12 protein-coding genes and 2 pseudogenes are annotated in these 15,126 nt (G+C 62.2%); 12 read left to right on the top strand and 2 right to left on the bottom strand.

The window, feature by feature from the left end:
- Positions 1 to 201: 201 nt before the first annotated feature.
- Together ACT53T_RS12980 and ACT53T_RS12985 are read left to right on the top strand one after the other, a co-directional pair.
- Positions 202 to 2,508, top strand: coding sequence for a TonB-dependent siderophore receptor (locus ACT53T_RS12980; RefSeq protein ID WP_476161521.1), 2,307 nt, complete (start codon positions 202 to 204; stop codon positions 2,506 to 2,508).
- A gap of 3 nt (positions 2,509 to 2,511) precedes the next feature.
- Positions 2,512 to 3,726 carry a PepSY-associated TM helix domain-containing protein gene (locus tag ACT53T_RS12985; protein ID WP_476161522.1) on the top strand — a complete coding sequence of 405 codons (1,215 nt, stop codon included), beginning with the start codon at positions 2,512 to 2,514 and terminating at the stop codon, positions 3,724 to 3,726.
- A 93-nt stretch (positions 3,727 to 3,819) separates the two neighbouring features.
- On the opposite strand, the gene ACT53T_RS12990 is transcribed toward ACT53T_RS12985, so the two are convergent.
- A complete protein-coding gene (locus ACT53T_RS12990; RefSeq protein ID WP_476161523.1) occupies positions 3,820 to 4,143 on the bottom strand; it encodes a hypothetical protein in 324 nt (107 codons plus the stop codon).
- 220 nt (positions 4,144 to 4,363) lie between these two features.
- Between ACT53T_RS12990 and ACT53T_RS12995 the strand changes: the two are divergent.
- The 5 genes and pseudogenes from ACT53T_RS12995 to ACT53T_RS13015 all read left to right on the top strand — a co-directional run.
- Positions 4,364 to 4,483: pseudogene (locus ACT53T_RS12995) on the top strand (hypothetical protein); the annotation flags it as partial.
- A gap of 28 nt (positions 4,484 to 4,511) precedes the next feature.
- On the top strand, positions 4,512 to 5,018 hold the full coding sequence (locus ACT53T_RS13000) for an HlyD family secretion protein (protein WP_476161657.1): 507 nt from the start codon (positions 4,512 to 4,514) through the stop codon (positions 5,016 to 5,018).
- A gap of 44 nt (positions 5,019 to 5,062) precedes the next feature.
- Positions 5,063 to 5,341, top strand: a complete 279-nt coding sequence (locus ACT53T_RS13005) for a hypothetical protein (RefSeq protein ID WP_476161658.1) — start codon at positions 5,063 to 5,065, stop codon at positions 5,339 to 5,341.
- A complete protein-coding gene (locus ACT53T_RS13010; protein WP_476161524.1) occupies positions 5,342 to 6,079 on the top strand; it encodes an ABC transporter ATP-binding protein in 738 nt (245 codons plus the stop codon). It begins immediately after the preceding gene.
- Positions 6,076 to 7,287: an ABC transporter permease gene (locus tag ACT53T_RS13015; protein WP_476161525.1), complete on the top strand. Its 1,212-nt coding sequence runs from the start codon at positions 6,076 to 6,078 to the stop codon at positions 7,285 to 7,287. Before ACT53T_RS13010 ends, ACT53T_RS13015 begins: the two co-directional genes overlap by 4 nt.
- Before the next feature lie 377 nt (positions 7,288 to 7,664).
- On the opposite strand, the gene ACT53T_RS13020 is transcribed toward ACT53T_RS13015, so the two are convergent.
- The gene (locus ACT53T_RS13020) at positions 7,665 to 10,946 is read right to left on the bottom strand and encodes a chemotaxis protein CheB (protein WP_476161526.1); all 3,282 of its coding nucleotides are present in this window, start codon (positions 10,944 to 10,946) and stop codon (positions 7,665 to 7,667) included.
- A gap of 429 nt (positions 10,947 to 11,375) precedes the next feature.
- Between ACT53T_RS13020 and ACT53T_RS13025 the strand changes: the two genes are divergently transcribed.
- The 5 genes and pseudogenes from ACT53T_RS13025 (at position 11,376) to tnpC (ending at position 15,113) form a co-directional block, all read left to right on the top strand.
- Positions 11,376 to 11,879, top strand: coding sequence for a GNAT family acetyltransferase (locus ACT53T_RS13025; protein WP_476161527.1), 504 nt, complete (start codon positions 11,376 to 11,378; stop codon positions 11,877 to 11,879).
- Between the two features lie 146 nt (positions 11,880 to 12,025).
- Positions 12,026 to 12,679 carry a transglutaminase-like domain-containing protein gene (locus ACT53T_RS13030; protein ID WP_476161528.1) on the top strand — a complete coding sequence of 218 codons (654 nt, stop codon included), beginning with the start codon at positions 12,026 to 12,028 and terminating at the stop codon, positions 12,677 to 12,679.
- 54 nt (positions 12,680 to 12,733) lie between these two features.
- Positions 12,734 to 13,159, top strand: a complete 426-nt coding sequence (gene tnpA / locus ACT53T_RS13035; RefSeq protein ID WP_476161529.1) for an IS66-like element accessory protein TnpA — start codon at positions 12,734 to 12,736, stop codon at positions 13,157 to 13,159.
- Positions 13,156 to 13,512 (top strand): IS66 family insertion sequence element accessory protein TnpB, encoded by a 357-nt coding sequence (gene tnpB / locus ACT53T_RS13040; protein WP_476161530.1) that lies wholly within the window; start codon positions 13,156 to 13,158, stop codon positions 13,510 to 13,512. Before tnpA ends, tnpB begins: the two co-directional genes overlap by 4 nt.
- A 69-nt stretch (positions 13,513 to 13,581) precedes the next feature.
- Positions 13,582 to 15,113, top strand: a pseudogene (tnpC, locus tag ACT53T_RS13045) (IS66 family transposase).
- Positions 15,114 to 15,126 lie beyond the last annotated feature (13 nt).

Below are 15,126 nucleotides of genomic sequence, written 5' to 3' on the forward strand. Positions count from 1 at the left end.
AGGGGCGGCATTCACGCGCCCCGGAATGATGCGATGGGGAGGCGACCGGAAATGACGACCAAGCATGAGCCGCTCGGAGCTGCGGCGGCCTTGGGAATGCTTGTGCTGGGGCCGGGGATCGGCGCGCTGGCGCTGGATTCGTCGCCAGCCTGGGCGGCTCTCGAGACGAGGACCTATGAGATTCCGCCGGGGCCGGTCGCCATGGCGCTGCGCCGCTTCGCCGAGAAGAGCGGCACAATTCTGGTCTATGATTCCGAGCTGACGAGAGACAGGAGGACGGCGGGGCTCGAGGGCCCGGCCACGGTCCACGAGGGGCTGGGCAAGCTCTTGTCGGGCACGGGCCTCTCCTACAGCCTCGCGCCGGGCAAGAAGTCCATCGCGATTATGCTGGCGCAGAATGACACGGGCGTGCGCAACGACGCGAGCGACGCGGAGGCGCTGCCGCCGATCGATGTGGGGGCGGAGCGGGGCGCGCCGTCGAGCCGGACGGGCAATGGCTCGGGAGGGGATCGCAAGACCTACAGCCCCAAGAATACGTCCACGGCAACGAAGACCGACACGCCGATCATGGAGACGCCGTTCTCGGTGAAGGCGGTACCGCAGCAAGTGCTGCAGGACCAGCAGGTGATCCGCGTCGAGCAGGCGCTGCAGAACGTCAGCGGCGTGCTTCAGATGCCGTCGAACCAGGGCGGTCTCGATGTGTTTCTGATGCGAGGATTCAGTAACGACACGATCTATCGCGACGGTTTCTTGCTTCCCAGCGTCATCGGCGGGGGGGCGACAAAACGCAATACGGCAAATCTCGAGCGTGTCGACGTTCTGAAAGGGCCGGGCTCCATTCTCTATGGTCGCAGCGAGCCGGGCGGAATTATTAATCTTGTGACGAAGCAACCGCTGGAAACGCCCTACCACGCGATCCAGCAACAAATTGGGTCGTTCGCCAATTATCGGACGACGATCGACTCGACGGGACCGATCACGAAAGACGGCTCGCTTCTCTATCGTTTCAACATGGCTTACGAGAATCTGGGGTCGTTTCGCGACTTCGTGCATAATGAAGGGGTTTTCATCGCGCCCGTCGTGCGCTGGAACATCGATCCAGCGACGCAAATTACCGCCGAATTCGAATATCAGCAATTCGACGGTAAACCCGACCCGGGCATTCCGCCGATCGGCAACTGGCCAGCGTCGCTGCCGCGTAATCGCTTCGTCGGAGATCCTCTGAACGATCGCAACAGGGGCTATCGAATTCTCGCCGGTTTCCATTGGTCGCATGAATTCGACCAGGACTGGAAAATCCTGCATCGGTTCACCTACGAACATATGTCGATCGACTCGCGAACGCTCTTCTTCGGAAAGGCGTCGGCGGACGGGACGCTCAATCGTTCGTTCAATATCGGCGCGGACACGAATACCGATCGCTTTTACACGACTGTAAATCTACAAGGAACGGTCGAGACGGGGCCGGCCAAACACAAGCTGTTGTTCGGATTCGACTTCTTCCATATCGACGACAATCTCACCAACAACTGCTGTACGGCGGCGCCGGCATTCAATATTTTTTCTCCAATCTATTTGCCAGTCATGCTGGAGTTCAATAATCCGGCGCTGAGCACGCGCTTGGATTATAGTCAAGAGTGGTACAGCTTCTACTTTCAAGATCAGATAGAGCTTCCCTACAATGTCTTCCTGCTGGGCGGGGTGCGATATGACAACGCCATCGGTCGCGACAATATTCGAAGCCTCGTGTCTACGAACGACGACCGAGTCAGTCCGCGTGGCGGCGTGCTCTGGCGGCCGATTTCCTGGCTCTCTGTCTATGGTAGCTATTCCGAAAGTTTCGGGGCGTCGAACAGTTTGTTCCGGACCGATGGGCTGCTGTTGAAACCCCAAACCGCGCAGCAATGGGAGGCCGGCGCAAAGACGGAGTTCTTCGACGGACGTTTGTCCGCCACATTCGCCTATTTCGACCTCAAGAAGCAGAACCTTCGCGTTCCTGATCCCCTCAACCCCAATTTTTCGCGTACCATAGGCGAAGCGGAATCACGGGGCTTCGAGTTCGACTTGGCCGGCGAGGTCGCTCCCGGCTGGCGTGTCATCGGCGCCTATTCCTATCTTCCATTCGCGGAGATCACGAAAGACGGCGACTCGGCGGGCGGGTATGGAAATCAAGGCAAGCGGCTGTTCCTCGCGCCTCAACACTGGGGGAGTCTCTGGAGCACTTATGAATTCCAGACGCCGGAACTCACCGGATTGAAAGCCGGCGCGGGTTTCGTCGCCGTCGGTCCTCGGCCCGGCAATGCGGCGAATAATTACGAAGTGCCAGGATACACGACTGTGAACATGATGCTGAGCTATTCCTGGTGGTTCGGCCCCACGAAATGCACGGCGCAGCTCAACATCGACAATCTGCTCGACAAGCCGTATTTCGTCGGCACGAACAGCGGCAATTTCGTCACGGTCGGCGCGCCGCGCACATTCCTCGGCTCACTCAAAGTCGAGTTCTAAAGAATGCGGCGCTCCCTCTGGGTCTTCGCGCATCGTTGGGTCGGGCTGACCATGGCCGGATTTCTGATCCTGGTCGGCCTCACCGGCGCGCTGCTCGTCTTTTTGCCGGAGCTGAATCACTGGCTGTCGCCGCGGCTTTTCCCCGGCGAGCGGGCGAGCGTCGCGCTCGACGGCGGCGCGCTTGCGTATCGCGCCGAGGCGCTGATCCCGGGGGCGCGCGTCCAATCCGTCTTCTTCAACGCAATGGGCTCAGCGACCATTCGCATGGAGGCGCGCCCCGGCGCGTCTCCACTCGATTTCAACCAGCTCTTCCTCGACGAAGTCTCCGGCGAGGAGCTGGGTCGCCGCTGGACGAATGGGCTTCCCGACGGGTCGAACACGATCCTGCCCTTCGTCTATCGTCTGCACTATGCGCTGGCGCTCGGCGAGCTCGGCGGCTGGATTCTGGGCCTCGTCGCGATCGCCTGGACGATCGATTGCTTCGTCGGCTTCTATCTGACGCTGCCATCGCAGGGCGGGACTCACCGACGCGGCTTTCTCGCACGCTGGAAGCCGTCCTGGCTGGTGAAGCTCCGCGCCTCGTTCTATCGCGTCAATTTCGATCTGCATCGCGCCGGCGGGCTGTGGCTGTGGGCGGCGCTGCTCGTGTTCGCATGGTCGAGCGTGTTCATGAATATGAACGGCTTCTATATGAGCGTCACCGAGCTGCTGTTCGATTTCGAGCGGCCGATCTGGGCGCTGCCGACGGCTCTGCCCATTCACGACGATCGCGAGCCGTTGGGGTGGCGGGAGGCGCAGGCGATCGGCGCGCGGCTGATGGAGGAGCAGGCGAAAGCGAACGGCTTCACGGTCGCCAGGCAGGTCGCGCTCGCTCTGGCGCGCGACGAGGGGCGCTATCGATACACCGCGCACAGCAGCCTCGACGTCGGCGAGAAATACGGGAGCACGTCGGTTTATTTCGACGCCTATGTCGGCGAGCTCTCGAGCTTTGCTCCGCCCTCGGGCGCTCATTCGGGCAATACGCTGACCACATGGCTGATGGAGCTGCACATGGCCAATGTGTTCGGCCTGCCATACCGCATCTTCGTCTGCATTCTCGGCCTCGTCATCGCCATGCTCTCCGCCACCGGCGTCTACATCTGGTGGAAGAAGCGGCGCGCGCGGAATGCGCACATGGGACGTCGCCGGAACGCCGAGACCACCGTCGCGACGCGATGACCCTGCCCCACGATGCCTTTCGTCGTCGGAGAGCTGCGCATGAATCGAGCCGAATGCCGAGAAGAAAGCCTGCTTCTGCAGCTGCAGCGCGCTCTACCGCTCGTCGCCCACGGCCGCCCGTCGCTGCTCGCCTTCCTGCGCGCACGCAGAGCTGTCGTGCGCGGCTCGCCTCGGTTGACGATCGTCGGCGTTCTCCGACCGATCGCTGGCGGCGATCTCATCTGTCGATTCGTCATAGAAGGTCGCCGGGGCGATCGATCCTTCCTCGCGCCCCTCGCGCTCGACCGCTCGCATCCGCTGGCGCGAGAGGCGGATCGGCGCCGAAGCCAAGCGCGGTGAGAATAGGAATCCGCTCGAGATGGAGACAAAGACACCGAACCCCGGGAGTACGTCGCGGCCGGCGCGTTCTCTCAGCATGCCGGGGCCGCGAAAGCGGCTCCTCGCCTTCTGCCTCTGCGTCGCCGTCGGGCTCGGACTGTGGCTCTGGGTCGCGCCTCGAGATGCATCCGACGCGACGATCTATGAGACGCGATCCTTGACCGTTGGAACGGTCGAGCGAACGATCTCCGCGACGGGACCCGTGAAGGCGCTGGTCACCGTCGACGTCGGGTCGCAGCTCTCCGGCCCGATCGCGGAAATGAAAGCAGACTTCAACGATCGCGTGAAGGAGGGCGACCTGCTCGCGGTGATCGACCGCGGCTCTTTCGAAGCCGCTCATGCATCCGCCGTCGCCGATCTCTCCATCGCGCGCGCGGAGATCGGCCTGCGGCGGGCGGCGGGCGGCGATGGCGAAGGCGCGGCATCAGCTCGCGCAATTCGAGCGCGACGCCGATCGCTACAAGCGCCTCACGCCGTCGGGTTCGGCGTCGCGGATGCAGCTCGAGCATGCCGAGACCGACATCGTCACGACAAGAGACGATCTCGCCCTCGCAGAGGCGCAGCTCGAATCCGCCGAGGGGCTGGTGGCGCGACGGGAGGCCGTGGTCAGGCAGGCGCGGATCGAGCTCGACCGCACGATGATCCGCTCGCCGATCAACGGCGTCGTCGTCGATCGCAAGATGCAGCCCGGTCAGACGGTCGCGGCGACCTATCAGACGCCGATCCTGTTCCAGATCGCGCAAGATTTGTCGCAGATTCAGATCTGGGCGCAGGTCGACGAGGCGGACATCGGCATCGTGCATGCAGGGGCGTCGGCGAGCTTCACGGTGGAGGCGTTTCCCGAGAAGACATTTACTGGAACCGTCGATCAGGTCCGCCTCGCTTCCACGAAGACCTCTGGGGTCATCACCTAGTCATCGTCAGAGCGGAAAATCCGCAGCTCGAGCTCTATCCGGAAATGACCGCCACCATTCGTATCGTCGGCGCGAAGCGCGAGAACGTGCTCCATGCGCCGAATGAAGCGCTACGGTTCCGTCCGCCCGGAGTCGAGGCGAGCAAGGGCACGCAGGATCAATCGCGAATCTGGACGCTCGGGCCGGACCGCGCGCTCCAGCCGCGAACGATCCGGGGGGGACTGAAGGGGGACGCCGTGACCGAGATCGCCGAAGGCGATGCGCGCGCCGGAGAGATGGTCGTGGTCCGCGCGAGGCGCCGGCCGGATTCGGGGAAGCCTTGAGTGCCGAGCGTATCGGCCTCGCGTCCCGTCATCTCCTGCCGGGGCTTGACCAAGACCTATGACCTCGGCGCCGAAAAGGTGCGCGCCCTGCGGGACGTCAGCTTCGATATCGCCCATGGGGAGCTTGTCGCCGTGATGGGTGCGTCGGGATCGGGAAAATCGACGCTCGCCAATCTGCTCGGCGCCCTCGATACGCCGACATCCGGACGGCTCGAGATCGAGGGCAGGGAGATATCCAGAATGTCGAGCGACGCGCTCGCGCGGCTGCGCAGCGAGGAAATCGGCTTCGTGTTCCAACAGTTCAACCTGTTGCCGCGAATGACCGCGCTCGAGAACGTCATGCTTCCTCTCCTCTATTCGTCCCGCGGCCGAGCGGGCGGCGCCGAGATCGCGCGCGAGCGGCTCGAGCAAGTGGGGCTCGGCCATCGCCTCGACCACAGGCCCGCGCAGCTGTCCGGCGGCCAGCAGCAGCGTGTCGCGATCGCGCGTGCGCTGATCAATGACCCGCCGATCGTGATCGCCGATGAACCGACAGGCGCGCTCGACACGCTCACGTCCTACGAGGTCATGGATCTGTTCGTTAGACTGCACGCCCACGGGCTCACGGTGGTGCTGATCACCCATGAGCCGGATATCGCCGCTTACGCAGAGCGGGTGCTGCGCTTTCGTGACGGCGAGCTCGTCGAGGATCTGCGTCAGAGGCCGCGCTGCGCGGTGGATCACGGGGTAGCGCAATGATCTCATCGGCGCTTTTCGAAGAAGCGATCGCCACGCTGCGCCTCAACGCGCTGCGCAGCGCCCTCACGGCGATCGGCGTGATCGCCGGAGTCGCGAGCATCGTCGTGCTCGGCGCCGCGAACGGCGGCGCAAGCAAGAAAATCCACGAGCAGCTCGAGGCGATGGGGGCGAATAGCTTGGTCACCAACGCGATCAAGGCGGAGGACGTGGGCGAACGTGGCCCCGTGGCGTTCTTGACGGACGAAGACGCTGCGGCCATCCGCGATCATGTGTCTGGCGTCCAATACATCTCGAAAGAAATTTGGACACATGTCACCCTCGTCGCCGGGAGCAAGAGCTGGACGACGGGGTCCTATGGCGTCGAGTCTTCCTTCGCCGATGTCTTCGATCTCGAATTCTCGGAAGGCCGCTTCTTCGACGAAGGCGAGGTTCGATCCAGCGCGAAGGTCGTCGTGCTCGGCGTAACGGTCGCGGAAAAGCTCTTCGGTGATGAATCGCCGATCGATCGAACCCTCCGAATGGGCGGCGTGCCGGTTCGGGTCATCGGGGTGCGCAAGAAGTTCGGCTTCGTTGGTGGGCAGGACCACGACAATGTCGTCTATGTTCCCATCACCATGTCACGTTCGCGCCTGCCCAAGCCACAGCAGGTGAGCCTACGCGAAATCGACTATGTGAATATCAAAGTCCTACCCGGCGGGGACCGCGCTGCGGTCAAAGACGAAATTCTCGCCGTCCTGCGCGAGCGCAAGCATATAAAGGACGGAGAGCAAGATAGATTTCGTGTCTTCGACGCGAGCCAATATGTCGAGCTGATGAATGCGACGCATTCGACGCTGAGCTGGCTGCTCGCCGCCACGGCGGCGATCTCTCTCGTGGTCGGCGGCGTGGGGATCATGAATATCATGCTCGTGTCGGTCAGCGAGCGGACGCGCGAGATCGGCTTGTGCCGTGCGATCGGTGCGCGCGAGCGGGATATTCTCGCGCAGTTTCTGGCGGAGGCGATCGTGCTCTGCGCCGCCGCAGGATGCCTCGGACTCGCGTTGGGCGTCGCCGGGGGCTACGCCGTCGCGAGAGCGTCCGACTGGCCTTTGGTTATCTCGGCGCAAAGTGTGGCGCTGGCTCTGATGGCGTCGGTGGGAGTGGGAATCGTCTTCGGCTATCTGCCGGCGCGCCGCGACGATGGATCCCATCGACGCCTTACGACGTGAATGAGACGAGCAGCGGAGATTGCCCGTAGCAGGCATTGGGCAATCGGGCATGCTGGAGCGCATATTAAAAAAAAACCTTCGCCCGGACCGGCTGCGGTAGCCGCGGTCCAATGAGATGAAGGATTCGAGCGATGAGGATCGGGCGCACGACCTGGATTTCCCTGCAATGCAAATTTGAGTTGGTAGCGGTCGGAAGTGCTCTCGTCGACCAAAATCGTCTAAATAATTGATTTAATTGCATGGTAGCGGAGGAGCGATACAGGCTTTCCCCACGACACCTGAACATACGCTATTGTCTCCATTGCTGCGCTTGAGCGCGCAGCCTCGATAGGGCTGACATTGAAAGGCGTCGATTGCAGTGAGTAGGCTTCTCATGGCTATGTCGGGCCTCGAGCCTCGTCGACTGAACCCACATCCATCTTCGCCAGAGGCAGCGTGAAGCTGAAGATTGCTCCACCTTCCGGATTGGCTTCGGCCCATATCTTTCCGTAATGCGCTTCGACGATGTTGCGGGAGATCGACAGTCCGACGCCTATCCCCTGCGTCTTCGTCGTGACGAAAGGCTCGAAAAGCTTTGCTTTGACCGTCTCCGGCACTCCGGGACCGGTGTCGGCGACATCGATACGAATTATGTCTTCCTCGACCGCGGAGGTCGATATCGTCAACTCCCGCTTACCCGAAGCGCTCATTGCATCGATCGCATTCCGCATCAGATTGATCAGGACCTGCTTGATCTGGACCTCGTCCACGAGCGCGCGATCGTCCTTTGCATTCAAATGAAATGTTCCTCGGACCCCGGACTGCTTCGCGGTCGGGAGGGTGAGCTCATAAGCCTCCTCGATCAGCTTGTTCACGTTCGAGAAGGTTTTCTTCGGCTCGTCGCGGGAGACGAATTCTCGCAAATGATCGACGACCTGTGCGGCCCACATCACCTGCTCGACAGCGCTCCCCAAAATGCTTTCGACGCTGGCGGGGCGCCGCTCCGACGGCATTTTCAACGAACGTTGCGCCGCATGGAGATAGGTCGCGGCCGCCGATAGCGGCTGGTTGATCTCGTGGGCGAGGCCAGTGCCCATTTCCTTCATCGAGTTCAGACGGTCGGCTTGCAGCTTCTGCACCTTTTCTTCCGACCGCGTCGTGCTGGTCACATCGATGAAGGTCGCCACGACTCCGTCGATTTGCTGGGAGGCGCCGCGATAAGGGGTGAGGCGGGCGAGATAATAGGGGGCATCGACGTCGTTCTTGTGCACGCGCCGCTCGATCGAGGTCCCGCTTTCCATGACCTCGAGAAGGTCGGCTGTCAATTCGGGGTAGTCGAGCTTTGTCGCGAGGTCGGTGAGCGGTCGCCCGGCGTCCGAAGGGATGATATTGAAGATTTGAGACGCCGCTGGCGTGAAGCTACGGATAACGAGATTGCGATCCATGAAGATCGTCGCGATGCGGGTGCTCGCGAACACGTTCCTCAGATCGCTGTTGGCCCGGTCCAGCTCGTCGATCTTGCTCTCCAGCTCATGATTGACGGTTCTCATCTCCTCATTGAGCGACTGCAGCTCTTCCTTCGAGGATTCGAGCTCCTCATTGGTCGACTGCGTCTCCTCGTTCATCGAGATCAGCTCTTCATTCGCCGATTTCAATTCCTCGAGCGCCGTCTCATATTCCTCTATCGTCGCCTGCAGCCGCTCGCGGGTGTCGTATAATTCGCTTTCGAGCCGCGCCGCGTCACCTGCCGGCGCGTGTTCGCTCGGAGACGGAGACATCGTCTCCGCCGTCGATGGTTCTCTCGCCTGGAATAAGATCAGGAACAGCGACTTGCCGCCCTCGCGGTCCGGCAGAGGCTCCGCCGTCAGCGAGACGAGCTCCGTGCGGTCTCCATCGGAGTCGACCTTCACATTCGGACGCGTCGCTGTCCTGCGCGTCTCGATCGCCTCGCGCAGCACGCTACGCAAATCGAGGCGCAGTCCTTTGCGCGCCATCGCGAATATCTGACGATCGGGCGCTCCGGGCGCGGCTTCGAGATATTTGCCCGTTCGGGCAGAAAAATGAACAATGTCGCCGTCCTCGTTCACGACGACATGGGGAGGCGCGAATCCTTCGGCGATGCGCGCTTCCACTGAGCGCCGCAGTTGTGATGCGGAACCGGCGCTGGTCTTGCCGGATGTAGGGGTGGGAAAGGAGAGAGCATGCAAGCCGGCCAAGAAATGCGGCATGCGCACCCGCCGGCCGGGATCGCGCGCCTCGAACAGGCAATGCTTCTTGTCGATCGGTGTGAAGAGGTCGGAGAATTGGCCTATGCTCTCCGACATTCCGAGGAAGAGAATCCCGCCTGCGCGGAGGGAGTAGTGAAAGATCGGAATCACCTCCCTCTGCACATCTGCGCCGAGATAGATGAGCAGATTGCGACAGGAGACGAGGTCCATGTGCGAGAAAGGCGGATCGCGCAAAATGCTGTGCGGAGAGAAGACGCAGAGATCGCGAACCGCCTTGACGACAACGCAGCTGCCGGACTCGGCAGTAAAAAAGCGTCTGCGTCTCTGCTCCGAGACGCTATCCATCAGCGCCGCAGGATAGCGAGCGGCGCGCGCGATCGTCAGCGCCGCGTCATCGATATCCGTCGCGAAAATCGTCACGCGTGGGGCGATTCTCAATCCGTCCATATGCTCGCGAAGAATGATCGCGATCGAATAGACTTCTTCTCCCGTGGAACAACCCGGAACCCATATACGCACTGTGTCGGCCGTTCCTTTCCCTTCGAACAACCGCGGGACGGCGCTTTCTCGGAACGCGTCGAATGCGTCCGAATCGCGAAAAAAGCTGGTCACATTGATCAGGAGATCACGAAAGAGCGCCGTCGCCTCTTCGGGAGCCTCACGCAGGCGCTCCACATAATCGGCGATCTTCTCGCATTGTTGGATATGCATGCGCCGACGGACCCGGCGCATGAATGTCTTCGTCTTGTAGCCGCTGAAATCATGCCCCGCAGAATCGCGCAGGATCGAATAGATGGCTTGGCGCGCGTCGAGAGTGACGCTGTCGTCGTCGGTCATTCCCCGGTCCGACGCGATGTCGTCCGGTTCCTCGAGATCGCGCATGATCGCGATGAGCTTTTCCGCCATCGCATCGACCGGAATCGCAAAGTCGATCAGTCCGCTGGCGATGGCGCTTCCCGGCATGCCCCCAAATCCCGGACCCGACCCGTCGCTCGCTTGCGCCATGGTGACGCCGCCGCGCTCCTTGATCGCCTTGATGCCGAGAACGCCGTCGCTACCGCTTCCGGACAGGACAACCCCGACGGCCGATTCTCCGCGGTCGCGAGCGAGCGCGCTGAAGAATACGTCGATCGGCGATCGCTCGTGATGGGCGGGGTCCGTCTCGATCAGGCGAAGCCGTCCCGAGGCGATCGTCAAGACCGCGGCCGGCGGAATGACATAGATCCTGTCCTTTTCGAGGCGCTGTCCGTCGCGAGCGACCTCGACGCTCATTTTGGCATGGCGCGCCAAAATGTCCGTGAGAAGGCTTTTCCGATCCGGAGCCAAATGCATGATGATAACGAAGCTCATGCCCGGATTTGCCGGCATGGCGCGGAACAGGCTCTCCAGCGCTTGGATGCCGCCCGCGGAAGCGCCGACGCCTACGATTGGGAACGATGTGTCCGATTTCATTGCGGCCCTTTCGCGCTTCTCTTTACAATGGGCTTCGGGGCGCTAGATGTCACGCTGATCTATGACATGGTCATGCCGACGTCCGCTTTATCGAGAACCGAACGATTTATTTCGCCCGAGGATGGCCCGACGGCGCATTCCATTCGTCATCGCGGAGCGCGCTCATCGTTCGCCGCCGCCTTTCCGGCTCCCGATGACCACGCGTCCAATCGGAGCAAGGAAAGCCGTGTGTGATCGTGAGGCGTTCGATTTCTGCTCCGCGCGGTGGTTTTTTCAGGATTATTTGGACTGTATCTGCTATAACCGTCAGGACTGGCTCGGCGGCCATCGTCGCAGGGCTCGGCTATTCATATTATGCCGATGATAGTTACGGCGACGCTCAAAATCGCGGTTACGATCAAATAGGCTGATAGGGGGACTGACCGGGTGATGGCGCTCCTGTCACGGGTGACTTTCGGGATCGTGAGCGCGATCTTGATGCTGCTGGCGTTGGCGCTCGTCGCATATGGCGCGCTCGAGCTGATCGCCGAGCTGAAGACGTCTTGGCATGAGGGCGGCAATGCGCTTCTTACTGCGATCGGCTATGTCGTCATTGCGATAGCGGTCTTCGACGTCGCCAAATATTTCGTGGAAGAAGAAGTCATACGTCGCCCTGGGACGCTCACTGCTTCCGAGGCGCGGCGCAGCCTCGCGAAGTTCATCTCGACGATCGTCATCGCCGTGTTCATCGAAGGCCTGGTCATCGTATTTCAGGTGAGCAAGCAGGACGTGGCGCAAATGCTCTATCCAACCGCTCTGCTCGTGACGGCCGTTCTCATCGTGCTCGGACTTGGCGTCTACCAGCGGCTGAACGTCGAGGTGGAGCGCCAAAGCGACCGAAAGGACGAGGCCGAGCAAAGCAAGAGCAGCGACGAAAGAAGGCGAGCGGACTGACGCTCGACCGCAGCCACGCTGGACGTGAGCGCTATATCGCATTCGAAAAATTGTGAGACCGACCCGAGAAAGCTGGAGCGACGGCTATGAAGCTTCGTATCGGCTATGAGCTTCGATACGACGTCCCGCAGCCGACGCCGGCGATCTTGATTCTGAACGTGCATTTCACACGCGTTTCCGATCTCTCTCGTCCCGATCATATCTCGATCACCCCTGCTGCTCCGATCTATGGATATCGCGACAGCTTCGGCAATTGGTGCCGCCGCGTCGTTCTGGGGCTAGGCCGCACGCTCATTTCGACCAACGCCCTGATACGGGACTCTGGCTTGCCAGACAGCGTCGCTTCGGGAGCTTACCAATCGCCGGTGGAAAGCTTGCCGGAGGAAGCGCTTGTCTTTCTGTCGCCAAGTCGCTTCTGTGAGAGCGACCGACTTCTAGAGCTCTCTTGGACGCTGTTCGGCGCCGCGACGCCCGGATGGGGCCGAGTGCAGGCGATCTGCGATTTCGTGCATGACCATATCTGCTTCGGGTACGAGCACGCGCGGGCGACGCGGACGGCGTGCGAGGCCTATGAAGAGCGTCGCGGCGTCTGCCGCGATTACGCGCATCTGGCCATCGGATTTTGCCGCGCGCTGAACATTCCGGCGCGCTACTGCACCGGCTATCTCGCGGACGTGGGCACGCCGCCTCCCTATCCGCCGGGGGATTTCGCGGCCTGGTTCGACGCATACATCGGCGGCGCCTGGCAAACATTCGTAAGCGGTGTTCTGGTCCCACCTGTTTTGAGCGAGTTGAAGTGACGATAATTGGAGCGATAGGGGCTCCGACACATGTCGATTTCAGAGCGTAAACATATGTCGGAGCCGGAGGCGGCTCCGACGCGGCGGATCGAGGTCTTCACGGGCGCAGGGCGTCGGCGGACGTGGGGCGTGGATCAGAAGGCGGCGATTGTCGCTGAGAGCTTCGCGGAGGGCGCGAGCGTTTGTGAAGTGGCGCGGCGGCATGGTCTGACGCCGCCGCAGCTTTTTACGTGGCGTCGTCAGACGCGCAAAGAGGCCGAGGCTCGCGAGGACGCAGTCGCGCCATTGTTCGTCCCCGCAGTCATGCAAGGACCTGCGCCCGCGCCGCCGGCGAAGCGCAAACGACGCGCCGCGCGCCAGGAACTCGATTCGGCGCCGCCGATCGAACTCGAAGTCGATGGCGTCACGGTTCGGGTCGGACGCGGCGCGCAAGCGAAGACCATCACTGCGGTGATCCGTGCGTTGAGAGCCGCCAAATGATCGGCCCGACCGGCGCGGTGCGGGTGATGGTGGCGACGAAGCCTGTCGACTTCCGCAAAGGCGCGGAAGGTCTGGCAGCGTTGGTCCGTGAGACGATGAAGGCAGATCCCTTCGACGGCGCGATTTACGTTTTCCGGGCCAAGCGCGCCGACCGCATCAAGCTGGTTTTCTGGGACGGCGCGGGCGTGTGTCTGTTCACCAAGCGTCTCGAAGATGGCGAGTTCCGTTGGCCGAAGATCGAGGACGGCGTGATGCGCTTGTCGGCGGCGCAATTTTCGGCGCTGCTAGAAGGGCTCGACTGGCGGCGCGTGCGCGCGGCGAAAGAGACGCCGGCGCCGGCGACGCTCGGATAAGCCGCGACACAGTGAATCAGTGCGTCGAAGATGATCGAAAAGCGCGGGAAAATATGATCTCCTGCGGGCATGGCGCAGGCAGTCGAAAAGCTTCCCGACGATCCGAACGAGCTGAAGGCGATGCTTCTCGCCGAACGCGCGCGCAACGAGCGCCTCGTTCAGATCATCAAGGAGATGCAACGACACCGCTTCGGGCGGAGCGCCGAGACGCTTCCCGAAGACCAGATGCTGCTCGCGCTCGAAGAGGTCGAGCAGGCAGAGGCTGGCGCGGCGGCGGAAGCGGAAGCCGGCTCTGCGCCGGACCGTGAGAGGGCGGCCAGAAAGCGCCGCACGAACCGCGGGGCCTTGCCAGCGCATCTGCCGCGCATCGAGATCGTCGTCGATATCGACGACAAAAGCTGCCCGTGCTGCAAGGGCGCGCTGCATTCGATTGGCGAAGACGTTTCCGAGCGGCTCGATATTGTGCCGGCGCAGTTCCGTGTTCTGGTGATGCGGCGTCCCAAATACGCCTGCCGCGCCTGCGAGGGCGCCGTCGTGCAGGCGCCGGCCCCAGCGCGGCTGATCGAAGGCGGTCTGCCGACCGAGGCGACCGTCGCCCATGTGCTGGTCTCCAAATATGCAGACCATCTGCCGCTCTATCGTCAGGCGCAAATCTAGGCCCGGCAGGGGATCGCGCTAGATCGCTCGACGCTCGCCGACTGGGTCGGCCGCGCCGCCTGGCATTTGCGGCCCGTGCATGAGCGCCTTCTGGAACACATCAGATCGTCGACGAAAATCTTTGCCGACGAAACGAGGGCGCCGGTGCTCGACCCCGGGCGCGGACGCACCAAGAACGGTCAGCTTTGGGCTTATGCGAGAGACGATCGGCCATGGTGCGGCTCGGATCCGCCGATCGCCGTCTACGTCTATGCGCAAAACCGCAAATCCGAGCAGCCGCTCAGCCATCTTGCCGGCTTCGCCGGCGTCGTGCAGGTCGATGGCTACGCTGGCTATCGTGCGCTGGCGCAGAAGAACAGCGTGGCTCTCGCCTTCTGTTGGGCGCATGTCCGCAGGCGCTTTTACGAACTCGCCGCCGCCGGCCCAGCGTCAATCGCCAGCGAGGCGCTCGAACGTATCGGCGCGCTCCACGCGGTCGAAAGCAAATCCGCGGGCGAAGCGCCGACCAGCGCCGCGATGCGCGACAGGAAAAATCTCGACCCATGCTCGACGCGCTCGAGCCCTGGCTGCGAGAAAAGCTCGCGCTGATCAGCCAGAAGACCAAGCTGGCCGAGGCCATCCGCTACGCGCTCTCGCGTTGGGACGGCTTGACGCGCTTCATCGACGACGGACGCGTCGAAATCGACTCCAATGTCGTCGAGCGCGCGATCCGGCCGATCGCTCTCAATCGCAAAAACGCTCTCTTCGCCGGCTCGGACGGCGGGGCCGAGAACTGGGCGATCGTCGCCTCGCTCATCGAGACATGCAAGCTCAATGGCGTCGATCCGCAGGCATACATGGCCGGCGTTCTCACGAAGATCATCGACGGCCATCTCGCGAGCAAACTCGACGAACTTATGCCATGGGCGTACGTGCCGCCGGTTGCGCCGAAAGACCTGGCCTGAAAACAACGCTTAC

This window comes from Methylosinus sp. DMC45, assembly GCF_056313885.1.

What these genes read in the sequence shown, in the direction of transcription:
- ACT53T_RS12980 (WP_476161521.1), top strand. Translation starts at nt 202, where the DNA reads ATGGCGCTGCGCCGCTTCGCCGAGAAGAGCGGCACAATTCTGGTCTAT.
- ACT53T_RS12985 (WP_476161522.1), top strand. Translation starts at nt 2,512, where the DNA reads ATGCGGCGCTCCCTCTGGGTCTTCGCGCATCGTTGGGTCGGGCTGACC.
- ACT53T_RS12990 (WP_476161523.1), bottom strand. Translation starts at nt 4,143, where the DNA reads ATGCTGAGAGAACGCGCCGGCCGCGACGTACTCCCGGGGTTCGGTGTC.
- ACT53T_RS13000 (WP_476161657.1), top strand. Translation starts at nt 4,512, where the DNA reads ATGGCGAAGGCGCGGCATCAGCTCGCGCAATTCGAGCGCGACGCCGAT.
- ACT53T_RS13005 (WP_476161658.1), top strand. Translation starts at nt 5,063, where the DNA reads ATGACCGCCACCATTCGTATCGTCGGCGCGAAGCGCGAGAACGTGCTC.
- ACT53T_RS13015 (WP_476161525.1), top strand. Translation starts at nt 6,076, where the DNA reads ATGATCTCATCGGCGCTTTTCGAAGAAGCGATCGCCACGCTGCGCCTC.
- ACT53T_RS13020 (WP_476161526.1), bottom strand. Translation starts at nt 10,946, where the DNA reads ATGAAATCGGACACATCGTTCCCAATCGTAGGCGTCGGCGCTTCCGCG.
- ACT53T_RS13025 (WP_476161527.1), top strand. Translation starts at nt 11,376, where the DNA reads ATGGCGCTCCTGTCACGGGTGACTTTCGGGATCGTGAGCGCGATCTTG.
- tnpA (WP_476161529.1), top strand. Translation starts at nt 12,734, where the DNA reads ATGTCGGAGCCGGAGGCGGCTCCGACGCGGCGGATCGAGGTCTTCACG.
- tnpB (WP_476161530.1), top strand. Translation starts at nt 13,156, where the DNA reads ATGATCGGCCCGACCGGCGCGGTGCGGGTGATGGTGGCGACGAAGCCT.